Annotated in this window: 9 protein-coding genes and 1 other RNA gene; 4 read left to right on the top strand and 6 right to left on the bottom strand. The window is 67.6% G+C overall.

Translation table 11 applies throughout. From position 1 onward, the window contains the following. Positions 1-12: 12 nt before the first annotated feature. A complete protein-coding gene (locus ACCQ15_RS00255) occupies positions 13-1,170 on the bottom strand; it encodes an ROK family protein (protein ID WP_372381073.1) in 1,158 nt (385 codons plus the stop codon). Between the two features lie 102 nt (positions 1,171-1,272). Between ACCQ15_RS00255 and ACCQ15_RS00250 the strand changes: the two genes are divergently transcribed. Together ACCQ15_RS00250 and ACCQ15_RS00245 are read left to right on the top strand one after the other, a co-directional pair. Beyond that, positions 1,273-3,930 carry a TonB-dependent receptor gene (locus tag ACCQ15_RS00250; RefSeq protein ID WP_372381072.1) on the top strand — a complete coding sequence of 886 codons (2,658 nt, stop codon included), beginning with the start codon at positions 1,273-1,275 and terminating at the stop codon, positions 3,928-3,930. Positions 3,931-3,940: 10 nt separating this feature from the next. Further along, a complete protein-coding gene (locus ACCQ15_RS00245) occupies positions 3,941-4,726 on the top strand; it encodes a DUF1868 domain-containing protein (RefSeq protein ID WP_008574064.1) in 786 nt (261 codons plus the stop codon). Between the two features lie 138 nt (positions 4,727-4,864). On the opposite strand, the gene ACCQ15_RS00240 is transcribed toward ACCQ15_RS00245, so the two are convergent. Both ACCQ15_RS00240 and ACCQ15_RS00235 read right to left on the bottom strand, forming a co-directional pair. Then, positions 4,865-6,046, bottom strand: a complete 1,182-nt coding sequence (locus tag ACCQ15_RS00240) for a saccharopine dehydrogenase family protein (protein WP_338338962.1) — start codon at positions 6,044-6,046, stop codon at positions 4,865-4,867. A 36-nt stretch (positions 6,047-6,082) separates the two neighbouring features. Beyond that, on the bottom strand, positions 6,083-6,649 hold the full coding sequence (locus ACCQ15_RS00235; RefSeq protein ID WP_371886700.1) for a hypothetical protein: 567 nt from the start codon (positions 6,647-6,649) through the stop codon (positions 6,083-6,085). A 740-nt stretch (positions 6,650-7,389) separates the two neighbouring features. Between ACCQ15_RS00235 and ACCQ15_RS00230 the strand changes: the two genes are divergently transcribed. After that, positions 7,390-7,466, top strand: a non-coding RNA gene (locus tag ACCQ15_RS00230) — sX9 sRNA. A gap of 320 nt (positions 7,467-7,786) precedes the next feature. Here the strand turns inward: ACCQ15_RS00230 and ACCQ15_RS00225 are convergent. The 3 genes from ACCQ15_RS00225 to ACCQ15_RS00215 form a co-directional block, all read right to left on the bottom strand. After that, positions 7,787-9,526: a M56 family metallopeptidase gene (locus ACCQ15_RS00225; RefSeq protein WP_338339576.1), complete on the bottom strand. Its 1,740-nt coding sequence runs from the start codon at positions 9,524-9,526 to the stop codon at positions 7,787-7,789. A 3-nt stretch (positions 9,527-9,529) separates the two neighbouring features. Beyond that, positions 9,530-9,928, bottom strand: coding sequence for a BlaI/MecI/CopY family transcriptional regulator (locus ACCQ15_RS00220; RefSeq protein WP_008572904.1), 399 nt, complete (start codon positions 9,926-9,928; stop codon positions 9,530-9,532). Between the two features lie 191 nt (positions 9,929-10,119). Further along, positions 10,120-10,995, bottom strand: a complete 876-nt coding sequence (locus ACCQ15_RS00215; RefSeq protein WP_014088886.1) for a LysR family transcriptional regulator — start codon at positions 10,993-10,995, stop codon at positions 10,120-10,122. 164 nt (positions 10,996-11,159) lie between these two features. Between ACCQ15_RS00215 and ACCQ15_RS00210 the strand changes: the two genes are divergently transcribed. Then, positions 11,160-12,029, top strand: a complete 870-nt coding sequence (locus ACCQ15_RS00210; RefSeq protein ID WP_057682023.1) for an NmrA family NAD(P)-binding protein — start codon at positions 11,160-11,162, stop codon at positions 12,027-12,029. Positions 12,030-12,084 lie beyond the last annotated feature (55 nt).

Genomic DNA, 12,084 nt, shown 5'->3' with positions numbered 1-12,084 from the left:
GCATGCGGTGCGCTAGAAAAGCGTTTCCTTGAACGGCAGCATGGCCGCGCCCAGCACGGTGGCATGCGCCGTCACCTGCCCGACCTGCAGCGTGGGATACGGCAATGCAACGCCACGCCGCGGCGCAGGTTCGAAGGCGATGCGGGCGATCAGCCGTTGCGCAAGATCGGTGGGCAGGCGCGCGCCAAAAACAATCACACGCGGATCGATCAACGCAATGATCGCCGCCACCGCAAGCGTCACGGTCGGCTCCACTGCATCCAGCCACGCATCGATCTGCGGCCACGCCGCATCGTAGTGCTGCAGCATGGTGTGCAGGTCCGGCAGCGCGTGGCCATCGGCGGCCAGCGCCTGGCGCAGGCTTTCCAGGGTTGGCCGCGCCATGCAGGTGATGGCCGAGATGCGCCCCAGTTCGCCCCCATTGCCGTGCGCGCCGCGGCGCACGTTGCCGGCCGCAATCACGCCGGCAGCAAAGCCGTCGGAGATCGACAGATACACCAGGTCCGGCGATTGGCGGCCAATGCCGTACACGGCCTCGGCCAGGGCGGCGCAATGGGCGTCGTTGTCCATCCAGACCGGTAGCTGCAGGCAATCGGCGACAAACCGGTCCAGCTCCACCTGCATCCATTCCGCTGCCAGCGACAAGGGCGGATTGACCCGGGTGCCGTCGCCGATGCGCGGGCCGGTCATGCTTAGACCGACGCCGAACACATGCTGCCGATCCACGCCGGCCGCCGTTAGCAGCGCCTCCACCAGGGTCGGCAGTTGTGCACGCACCACCGCCAGCGTCAGCGGGAAGGCCGTGAGCTGGCGCATGCCGCGGACCTGGCCGGCGAAGTCGATCAGCACCACCGCAAAGCCATCGACCATCACCGACACCCCCACGCTGTATGCATACCCCGGCACCAGGCTCACCTGCGCGCTGGGTTGGCCACGGCCACGCCGCAACGAGGGCCGCAGCTGCAGCAGGCCGTGCGCCACCAGCGGGTCGACGATGCCCTTGATGCCGGGCACGCTGAGCCCGCTGGCGCGCGGCAGATCCGCACGCTCGAATTGCCCTGCCCTGCGGATCAGATCCAGCAGCAGGCGCTCGCTGGAACCGGCGGCCTGCCCATCGCTGCGGCGGCGGTAATGCGAACGAATGGCTGCGTTTACGAACAAAGAGGGCATGCAGGGCGAAACGTCCGTCGTTGTCATAATTGCTTTAATTAAGCAGCTTAATTTAATCCGTCCGCGGCCCTGCGTTGGGGCCACCGACGTTGATATCGTGCCATGCGCCTGTTGCATCCCCCTTCCCGCCCCACTCGCATTGCCCCGTCTTGGCCACAGCCTCCGCATGCGCTGTCGCTTGCGCTGGGGCTGGCCTTGATCGGCTGGCTTCCCTCGCACGCCACCGCCGCCGACATGTCCGGCGGAGGCGACGCGCTGACCATGGACGCGGTGCAGGTGCGCAACCCGTTCCAGTCGCAGAACACGCGCGCCATCGCCACCAAGCAGGCGGCGCCCACCATCGTCGATTCGGTCGCCGCCGACAGCATCGGGCAACTGCCGGACTTCAATGTGGGCGATGCGCTGCGCCGGGTCACCGGCGTGAGCACGGTCGAGTACCAGGGCGAACCACGCTATGTGACGGTGCGCGGCCTCAACGGCAACTACAACAGCATGCTGATCGATGGCTTTGCCTTCGCCAGCAACGACATCGGTAGCCGCCAGGCGCTGATGGATGTGCTGCCGGCCAACTTCGTGGACCGCATCGATGTGGTGAAGTCGCTGCTGCCGGAGAACGATGGCGGCGCGATCGGTGGTGTCACCAATCTGGTCACCGCCACCGGCTTTGCCCGGCCCGACGGCCTGCTGACCGCCTCGGCCAAGGGCGGCGCCAACCTCATGGGAAGCCGCTATGGCGGCCGCACGCCGGTGGGCGAAGGCGAGCTGAAATGGGGCAAGCGCTTCGGGCGTGACGGCCAGTTCGCGTTTTTGGGGGCGGCCAGTGTCTGGCGCCGTGAGATTTCGGTGCCGCAGCAGGAAAATGGCGGCGCCCTCAATTGGTACAACGCCGACGGCACGCGCGCGTCTTCGGCCTATGGCGGCACCGGCGCGGCGGTGCCCAGCGAACGGCGCTGGTACAACTACGACAACACCCGCGAACGGCGCAGCGTGACCGCACGCGTGGATTGGCAGCCGGATGGTCCGCTCAGCGGCCATGTGTCCGGCTACACGTTCGACCAGCACGAATCTTCCGACCGCAATGCCCAGGTCGCCCAGGTGCAGAACAGCGCGCGCCTGACCCGCAGCGGCCCGCAAAGCGGCACGCTGGACAATCTCAACCAGCTCGTCGAGTTGGGGCAGCTGCGCTGGAAGCGCGGGCTGTCCGGCATCAACGGCGAACTGCTGGCCGAGCTGCCTGACCAGTGGCGCGGCGCGCTGCGCGCTAGCACCTCGCGCGCCACGGTGGACAACCCGCAGACCTGGGACCGGTTCCAGCAGAATGGCCTGGCTTACGGCTTCGATTGGAATGGCACCCTGCCGGCATTCACGGCCCTGGACCCGGCCCTGGCCGAGGACCCGACCCGTTACGCCAACCTCAACCACCAGCAGGAGCGCACGACCTACGCCGAACGGGTGAGCGACCTGCAACTGGAACTCCGTCGCAACATGGACGAAGACAGCCAGGGGCTGGGACTGGCCTTTGGCCTGCGACAGGTGCGCACGCACATGCAGACCGCGTTCCAGCGCACGACCTGGAGCGGGTTGCCTTATTCGCTGGCCGATGTGCTGGGCAACGCCACCTGCGCCCTGGGTTGCAATGCGCCCATGTTGATCATCGACCCGGACCTGGCCGACGCGCGCTGGGATGCGGTGTCCGGCCAGGCGCGCGGCGTGGCGGACATCACCGCGCAGAACAGCGGCACCTACAGCGTGGATGAGCAGGTGCGCGCCGGCTTCGCACAAGCACAGTGGCGCGGCGAGCGCTGGCGGTTGGCCGGCGGCGTGCGCCTGGAGCAGACCCGCTTCGGCAGCAGCGGCCAGCAATTGAGCGGCACCGTCTGGGCGCCTGTCAGTGCGCAACGCACCTACCGCAACTGGTTGCCATCGCTGGCCGGCCAGGTGCAGACCAGTGCCAACGGCACGTTACGCTTCGGCGCCTCGCGCTCGATCGGGCGACCGCGCCTGGACCAGATGGCGTTGAACGGCGGCGTGCTCACGCTGGGCAGCAACCCGCCCACGCTCAACCAGGGCAACCCGGACCTGCAGCCGCGTCGCTCGCAGAATCTGGACCTTGGCCACGACTGGACGTTCGACGACGGTGGCAGCCTGCTGTCGATCGCGCTGTTCCACAAGACCATCGACAACGAGATTTTCCGTTACGGCCAGCTGCAGAGCATCGACGGCGAGCAGGTGCTGGTCACCCAACCGCGCAATACCGACCGGCCGGTCCGCATGCGCGGCGCCGAACTCGGCGCGATCAAGGAACTGGGCCCGTGGCTGCCCGCGCTGGCCGGACTGTCGGTCGGTGCCAATGTCACCTTCCTGGACGTGGACTACCCGGTGGTGCTCGGCGATGGCAGCCGCACCACCTTGTCGGTGCTGCCGCAGCAGCCCAAGCAGCTGTGGAATCTGACCCTGAACTACGCCCGTGGGCCGCTGCGCAGCACCCTGGCCTGGAGCCGTACCGGCGAGCTGTGGGACGACCGCTACCCCAACTACACCAACCAGCAGGAGTTCTATCGCAACCGCTACCAACAACCGCTGGACCGTCTCGACCTGAAACTGGCCTGGGATGTCTCGCCGGCAGTGGCAGTGAGCCTGGATGTGCTCAACCTGACCGGCCAGGGCTACGAATACCGCATCGGCCGCCATCAGGAATACGTGCAATCGGCCTGGAAAATGGCACCCACCGTGATGCTCGGCGTCAACGTCAAACTCTGAGGGTTTTCCCATGTCGTCGTTTCTGGACACACGCATCAGCCGCCGTCGCCTGATGGCTGCCGCCGGCACCTCGCTGCTGGCCACCAGTCTCGCCACACCGGCCATGACGCCACCGCCCTCGGATGTGGGCCGCAAGTTTCTGCGCTCGCGACGGCCGATGCCGTTTGCCGGCAATACCTTCGTGGGTCATCTGGAACAACAGGGCGATGGCTACGACAGCTTCGACCGCGTGCTGAACATCTACCGCCAATTCCCCGAGCAGCGCTTTGCCCACAAGTTCGCCGTGCTGCCGCCGAGCAGCTACCACGTGACCTTGCTGGGCGGGGTCAACGAGATCGATCGTGCGCGTGGGCCCTGGCCGAGCGATCTGCCGCGCGACCATGCCTTGGCGGATATCAACGCGGCCTATCTGGCGCGGTTGAAGGAGCGCGCCGCACCGCCGCTGGGCGCTTGCCGCTTCCTGGTCAACCCGACGGCAGCCAGGACCGGCAATAACGACAATCTGCTGATTCCGTTGAAGCCGGCCGACACGCAAACCGCGCAGCGCCTGGAAGCTGCGCGCCAGGCGCTGATGCAACTGACACGCTTGCAGCGCCCCGACTACACCAACTTCCAGTTTCATATTTCGCTGGCTTACCTGTGCGACACGCTGGATGCGGCAGAACAGACGGCGTATCGCTCCGCGGTGCGCGGCTGGCTCACACAGCTGGCAGCCGCGGGGCCGATCACGGTGCCACGCTTTCATTTTTGTACGTTCAACGACATGGACGCGTTTCGCACGGTGCAAGAGGTCTGAGGTTGCGTGGAGTCGGCGGCGCAGCGATGTGCGCCGGCCACGTGGTTTCAGAACTCCCCGCCGCGCACAGAGCGCTTGGTTTTCTGCCTGGCGTGCTCGGCAAAGGCCTGGCGCTGCGCTCGTCTTGCGCATCGCCCGCTACCGGTGCGCTTGCGTCACCGCCGTGGTCATCTGCCACGCGGCACACTCCTGCTCGAACTCGGCCAGCGTCAGCAGCCCCATGCAGGCATGCGCACCGATCGGCAACCGATGCCCGGCGGCAAGTTTGCGTATCAGCAAGACCGCGGCGAAACACGGAATTTCCGGGCCGTGCAGCATCGCGGCGGTGAGGTCCCAGTGCAGCACCAGCGGGCGGCTTGCCCCGTCCGTGCCATCGCAGGTGCCGCGCAGCTCCACGCGCATGCCGCCCAGATCGGTGCCGAAGCGGTCGAACCAGCGCCCGGCGTTGGCAAACACATCGGCCAGGCGCTGCATCGGTAGCGGCACGCCGCGTCGACGTAGCCAGGCGACGCCGGCCAGGCAGCGCTGCAGGAACGGCACTTCCAGCGCCGCACGAAATTGCACGGTCTGCACGCCGGGATAGCGCTGCGGCAACAGGTCGTGATCGGGCACATCGCACGGCGAGGCCAGGCGTGGGGCGAGCTGCGCGAAGTGCACGCGCGTGGGGCGCGCCCAGCCCACCACCTGCTGCCAGCGGCCGGCGTGCCACCAGTGGAAGGGCGTGCCGCAATACGACAGCACCGCACGCACCGTGGCCAGGCCCAATGGCGTGCCCTGTGCGGGCGCGATGACGATGCCGATCTCGTGCAATGCCGAAAAGCGCGGCAACAGCGCATCGATCACCGCGCTGGACAACGCCGGCAAGGTACTGGCGCCGCTGATCGCCACGCGCTGGGCCTGCCGCGCGGCGGCATCCATCGCCGCGGGGAAATCGCGGACGAAGGCGCGGCCATCGGCCAGATCGATGTAGTGCATGCCGGCCTGCAGGCAACAGCGGGCCACCGCGTACTCCTGTCCCTGGAACGGCCCGGCGGTATGCACCACCGCATCGGCACCGGTGGCCGCCAGCTGCGCAGGGAAGTCGCTGGCATCGATATCCAGGCGACAGGTGGAGATGCGACCGGGTGCGGCACCCGGCCATTTGGTCGCGACATCGCCCGGATGCCGCCCTGCCGCGATGACATGGATCTGCGCCGTTGCCGCCAGCGCACGCACGATGCGTGCGCCGAAATGACCGAAGCCGCCCAACACCACTACCCGATACGTCATGGCCTGCTCGCCGCCTGTGTCTGTGCACAGTATCGGCGAGCGCACCGTCATCTGCGCTTGTGCTGTTGCGCGGCCGGCACTCTGCCACTAACCGTCGATACGCGTCGCGCGCCCGCTTCTCAGTGCTTCGCGCAATACCTTCAATGCCTGCTGCGTGGCCAGGCGGGATGCACCGGCCTGCTTGCTCGCCAACACGGCCTGCCGTTGCGCCAGTGCCTGTTGCTGCCTGGACAACGCCTGCAGCGCATCGGGGGTTGCAGGCGGCTGCGCCGAGGTGGAGGTCGTGGCCGATGCGGTGCGTGTCGAGGCCTGCAGCAGGCGCGGAGCGGCATGCGCAGACAGCTGCGCGGCGAGTGCGGCCTGCCGTTCGCTCAAGGCCTGCTGACGTGCGGCCAACCCGGCTTGCGCGTCGGCCAATTGCCGGCTGCGCAGATGCGCCACGGCCAGCTGATGGAGCAACGTCGGGTCGCGCACCAGGTACTGCTTGCCATCGGCGCGAAACCACAACACCCGTCTTCCATCGCCAGCGTAGCGGCGCGCCGTCTGCAGATCATCGGGCGTGCCGTGCATCACTTCGCGATCGCCATGTATCAGCACGTAGGCATCGCCTTGGCTCTGCGTGTTTGCAATGGCATGGCCGCAGGATGTCGGCATGCCCATGCGCGGCCGTGCCGGCACAGTAACTGCAGTCGGTGCAGCGGGAGCGACCGGTGGCGCTGGAGAAATGGCAGGCGCAGCGGGCGCTGCTGGTGCCGTCCGGGCACCGGCGACGGCAAGCGCAGGCGTCATCGAGACGGCCGGCGCTAGCGGAGCGATCGCAGGCGCGCGCCGTGCCGCGACAACCGGCACGGTTCGCGCAACGGTACTCTCCGGCGTGACTGGCGCAACCGTTGCAATGCCATCCACAGGCAAGACATCGGCAATGGATGCAAGCTGCGTTGTTGCTGACGCAGCAGAACCAGCAAATACCGGTGCAGCAGGTGAGCTGCGCACACCGGCAACTGCAGGCACGGCAGAGGCGTGTGCGATGGCCGCGCCGCCGGCAACTGCGGCAAGGGCCAACAGCAACGCCGAGCGCAGGCACAGCACGGGGGAAGTGGTCTGGATCATGTGAGATCTCCACGAAAGGCACAGCGAGTTGAGTGCCGCCTGCGCAGGGCACGCAGGCGGATGGAAACAGCGATCACGCGGCCACGGCGTTGCCGACGCTGCAGGCGTCGTGACGCAGGAGTGCCGGGCTGTGGCGGGCCCGTGGTGATGCAGGTGCTGCCGTTACCCAGGCGATGCCAATGCAGTGCGCCGGCCGCTGCTTGGCGTCGGGACCTGCGCCGAAAAGCAGCGAAAGGTGACTCCACTCACCGCCCGGTGGGTGCCGGGCGGTGCTCTGAAACGGCATGTACCGCGCCTACACTGCGATTCCGATCGCGCTGGCCACGCCCACCCGACGACTGCTCGCGACGCTCTGTTCTCCGCTGTTACTGCGGCCGCGCGTGTGCCGGCCGTGCACGGCCGGATGTGCAGCGGGCTGCATGCCATGCGTTGCTGCTCCGTGGCCAACGGAACCCCATCGCCGCGGTAACGTGCGGTCTACCGCGAGCCGCGCTGGTTCTCCTTACTGGACTGCTGCGGCAGCCGGCAAACCGGTGCGAACAGCTGTCGGCGATGGCGATCGGCTGGCGTAATGCGCGCGCCAAGAAGCGATGCGTTCCCGAACCTGCACGTGGTGCATGCCAACTGCTGGTACCGACCATGCGCCCCTGACGGTGAGCGCAGCCGTCTGGTCGATCGCGCCTAGTTGTTCTTCGCCCGCTCTGCTTCTGCTTGCGCTTGGTCTGCCTCTGCTTGCGCTTTTTCGGCCTCGACCTGCGCTTGCGCTGCCTCGCGTTGCGCTTGCGCCGCTTCCCGTTGCCCACGTTCGGCCTCGGCGCGGCCCTGAAGAGCGGCCTGCTTGGCCATTTCGACCTGGTGCCGCGACAGCGCGTCCGCCTGCCGCACCGCGGCCGCATACGCGTATTGCGCCTGACGATGCTGTTGCGTCATTTCGCGAATCTGCTGCTCGGCTTGCCGCGCTTGCTGTTGCGCTTCCTGTTTGGCCTGCGCCAGTTCCGGGCCTAACGAGGCCAGTTGTTCGCGTGCGTCCTGCAATGCGTCCTGCGCGGCCTGCATGCGGTCTTGCTGCAGTTCAAGGTCGTGGTTGTCGGCAGCGAGCGCATCGTGCACGGCGGCTTGCGCGTCACGGCGGGCATCGCGGCGGATGCGGTCCAGGTCGAGATTCCAGCCGCTGTCTATCGGGTCTGCGTCCTCGTCATGCAGCGGTTCGGCGCCCAGCACATCGGCGATGACACCGTGCGTGGCAGGGGCGGCCACTTGCGCCGGCGCAGCTGGCAGCGCCGGCAACGCGCGCATCGGCGCTGCGGCGTCGGCAGGCTCCGCCGTGCTGCTGACCTGTGCACGCGGCGCTGCCGGGGCCGTCACCACGACCGGCTGCATGCCGGCAGACGTCACCGGTGCCGGCACCGGCATGGCCACCAGGCGCAGCGGCAGCACACCGCAGACCGCCACCGCGGCCAGAATCATCGCGGCAGCCAGCCGCGGAAACGCGTGGGTGTCCTGCAACATCGACAGCCTGCGCTTCAAGCTGATGAACGAAGGCGAGGCACTTGCCACGCCACCGCGCGGGCGCGGCGCCACACCCAGTTGCAGCAACAAGCGGCCGTAGTCGTGGCGGCAATGGCGGTGCCCGGCGACCACGGCGGCATCGCAGGCGGCTTCGCGGGCGATTGCATATTCGCGCGCGGCCAGATGCACCAGCGGGTGGAAGAAGAACAGGTGCTGCGCCAGCGCCGGCAGCAAGCCCCACCACAGATCGCCACGACGCAGATGGATCAGCTCATGGGTCAGCGCCATGTCCAGATCGTCATCGGCCATGTGCGGCAAGCGTGCAGCGGGCAACAGCAACACCGGTTGCCACGGGCCGATCAACTGGGGCGAATCGATCTGCGCCGACAGCCGCAGCGCCGGCGGGCGCGACAAGCCATGCGCTTCAGCAGCCATCTGCAACGCCTGCACCAGGGCGCGGTCGTTGCAGGGCTGCGCGGCGCGCACCAATGCACGGCTGCGCAGATAGGCGCGCGCCGTGCCGGCAGCCAGCACCAGCACGCCGGCCGCCCACAGTGCCAGCAATGCCACCGGCCAGGTCGACCAGGCGCCAACCTGCATGGCCTGCGCGGTGACGCCTGCATGCGCGGCCGTGGATGCCGCGGCGGTGGCGTTTGCCAGTGGCGCCAGGCTGTCGGCCGAGCCCAGCGCCGTGGTCACGCTGTGCGCCGGCAGCACCGGCAACTGCACCGGGTTGCTCCACACCAGGCCCACCACCGCCTGCACGCCCACCAGCCACCACAACCAGGTCTGCGTGGCTGCCGGCAGGCGGCGCACGCCGCGGCACAGCGCCCACACCACCAACACCAGCACCGCGGTCTGCACGCTGGTGGCGCCAAGCTTCCATAACACCGCTTCGATCAGGGGCGACATGACTCAATCCTCCTTGCGCTGCGATTGCAGCTTGGCAACCAATGCTTCGAGTTCGGCCAGTTCGGTATCGCTGACTTCGGCGCGTTGCGACATCCACGCCACGAACGGCGACACCGAGCCCTGCAGGGTCTTCTCGACGAACTGCCCCACCGCCCCGCGCACCACATCGTCCTGGCCGGCGGTGGCGCTGTAGCGGTACACACCCTCGACCTGCTTGCGGCGCAGGAAGCCCTTGGCCCGCAGCCGCTCCATCATGGTCAGCACGGTGGAGCGGGCGAGCCCGCGCGGCTCGCCGAACGCCCCCGCCACTTCGCCCACGCTGGCATGCCGCTGTTCTTCGATGTATTGCAGCAGGGCCAGCTCCTGGTCCCCGATGGTCTTGCCGCGCATGGCGCTCTCCATGACTACAGTTGTCGCTACCGTAGGCCTGACGACAGCTGTAGTCAATAGGTCGGATGGCAGGGGGGCGTGTGGGTGGCCGTGGTGTCTGTGTGCCTTTGCCAAGGCCCGATGGCACGGGCAACCGCTTGCGCGCAGAAGTTCGCCACGCGCTGGCGGACCTGGCGCACGTTCAACAGAACCGCGCCACCGCCCTACCCCTTCAACACCAACGACGCGTCCGGATAGCGGGCGCAGATGAAATCCACGAAGGCGCGCACCTTCGGCGCTGCCAGGCGCCGGGAGGTGTGCAATACCCACAACGCCGGCGCCACGCCGGAGATCGTTCCCCACTGCAGCAATTGGCCGCGTGCGAGTTGCTGCCACGCGATCGACTGCGGAATCAACGCAACGCCGCCACCGGCAATCACCGCATCGCGCACCATCAGAAACGAGGAAAACCGCATCCGCGGAATCGGCTCCAGGACCAGGCGCCCACCATCCAGCGTCCAGGTCGTGGGCTCGAAGCTGGACATCACCACGCCGGGCACCGGATGCACCGCATCGCCAGACGGCATGGCGATGGACGGTGCGGCCACCACCACCAACCGGTCCTTGGCAAAGCAACGCCCGACCAGGCGGCTGTCCGGGCTTGGGTTGATGCGGATGGCGACATCGAACTGCTCTTCCATCAGATCGACAGTGCGGTCCTCGGCCACCACCTCCAGCGTGATCTCCGGATAGGCCGCACAGAAGTCGGCGCCGATGTGCCCCATCGCCAGTTGGGAGAACAACACCGGGGACGCCACGCGCAAGCGGCCGCGCGGCGATGACAACCCCTCGCGCGCGGCTGTCATCGCCTCGGCCACCTCGCTCAGCGGCACCTGGGTGCGCTCCATCAACTGCTGTCCTGCCTCGGTGAGCTTGAGTCCACGGGCACTGCGCTCGACCAGGCGCACCCCTAGCTGTTCCTCCAGCTCGGTGATGCGCCGCGACAAGGTCGCCTTCGATCTGCCGCTCGCGCGGCTGGCCTTGCCCAGCCCCTGGTTGGCGGCCACCAGCGAGAAATCGATCAGGGCATTGAGGTCCATGCTGTTCCACATCTGAAACGGGATGTCTACATCCTGGCGTCTTCGTACTGGCAGTGCAACGGCATATCGTTGCCCTACCCACCGGGCGGCCGCACCGGCAGCAGCACCACCGCACCGGCCGCTTCGCTCCGATCCAACCGTCCATCCAACGCAGGAGATTCACCATGAGCATTCTCGTCACCGGTGCCACCGGCACCGTCGGTTCCCTGGTCACCCAAGGCCTTGCCGACGCCGGCGCGCAGGTCAAGGCGCTGGTCCGCCAGCAAGGCAAACGCTCCTTTCCGGCAGGTGTCACCGAAGTGGTGGCCGACCTCACCGACGTCGCATCGATGCGCGCCGCACTGGCATCGGTGCGCACGCTGTTCCTGTTGAATGCGGTCACCCCCGACGAAGTGACCCAGGCGCTGATCGCATTGAATCTGGCCAAGGAAGCCGGCATCGAGCGCATCGTGTATCTGTCGGTGATCCATGCCGACACGTACACCAACGTGCCGCACTTCACCGGCAAGCACACCGTCGAGCGCATGATCGAAAGCCTGGAAATTCCGGCAACGATCCTGCGGCCGGCGTACTTCATGCAGAACGAAGGCATGGTGCAGCAGACGATCACCGAATACGGCCTCTACCCGATGCCGATCGGCGCACAGGGCATCGCGATGATCGATGCGCGCGACATCGCCGATATCGCAGTGGTCGAGCTGCTGCGCCGCGACCGTGCGGACGGTCCGTTGCCACGCGTCACGCTCGACTTGGTCGGCCCGCAGGCACTGACCGGGGTGGATGCGGCCAAGGTCTGGAGCGCAGCGCTTGGGCGCGAGATCGCCTACGCCGGCGATGACGTGGCCGCCTTCGAAGCACAGCTGGCGGCGTACGGCCCGTCGTGGCTGGCCTATGACATGCGCCTGATGATGGCCGGCATCCAGCGCCTGGGGATGCACGCGGCAGAGGGCACGGTGGCGCAGTTGCAGGCGCTGCTGGGACGTCCGCTGCGCACCTATGAAGCCTTCGTGCGCGAGGCGACTGCGCCGGCGTGAGCGCAGGCGGCGTAGCAAACGCGGGGATTCTCGCGCTTGCTACGCGATGTGCGCG

Origin of the sequence: Xanthomonas sp. NCPPB 1754 (genome assembly GCF_041475725.2) — a bacterium.
GTDB classification, from domain to species: domain Bacteria; phylum Pseudomonadota; class Gammaproteobacteria; order Xanthomonadales; family Xanthomonadaceae; genus Xanthomonas; species Xanthomonas euvesicatoria.
The sequence above is the reverse complement of the archived record's forward strand: the minus strand, read 5'-3'. Positions and strand labels throughout refer to the sequence as shown.

Excerpts from the sequence above, each read along its gene's own strand:
- ACCQ15_RS00240 (WP_338338962.1), bottom strand. The coding sequence starts at position 6,046 with ATGACGGTGCGCTCGCCGATACTGTGCACAGACACAGGCGGCGAGCAG.
- ACCQ15_RS00250 (WP_372381072.1), top strand. The coding sequence starts at position 1,273 with ATGCGCCTGTTGCATCCCCCTTCCCGCCCCACTCGCATTGCCCCGTCT.
- ACCQ15_RS00245 (WP_008574064.1), top strand. The coding sequence starts at position 3,941 with ATGTCGTCGTTTCTGGACACACGCATCAGCCGCCGTCGCCTGATGGCT.
- ACCQ15_RS00255 (WP_372381073.1), bottom strand. The coding sequence starts at position 1,170 with ATGCCCTCTTTGTTCGTAAACGCAGCCATTCGTTCGCATTACCGCCGC.
- ACCQ15_RS00235 (WP_371886700.1), bottom strand. The coding sequence starts at position 6,649 with ATGCCGACATCCTGCGGCCATGCCATTGCAAACACGCAGAGCCAAGGC.
- ACCQ15_RS00225 (WP_338339576.1), bottom strand. The coding sequence starts at position 9,526 with ATGTCGCCCCTGATCGAAGCGGTGTTATGGAAGCTTGGCGCCACCAGC.
- ACCQ15_RS00220 (WP_008572904.1), bottom strand. The coding sequence starts at position 9,928 with ATGGAGAGCGCCATGCGCGGCAAGACCATCGGGGACCAGGAGCTGGCC.
- ACCQ15_RS00210 (WP_057682023.1), top strand. The coding sequence starts at position 11,160 with ATGAGCATTCTCGTCACCGGTGCCACCGGCACCGTCGGTTCCCTGGTC.
- ACCQ15_RS00215 (WP_014088886.1), bottom strand. The coding sequence starts at position 10,995 with ATGGACCTCAATGCCCTGATCGATTTCTCGCTGGTGGCCGCCAACCAG.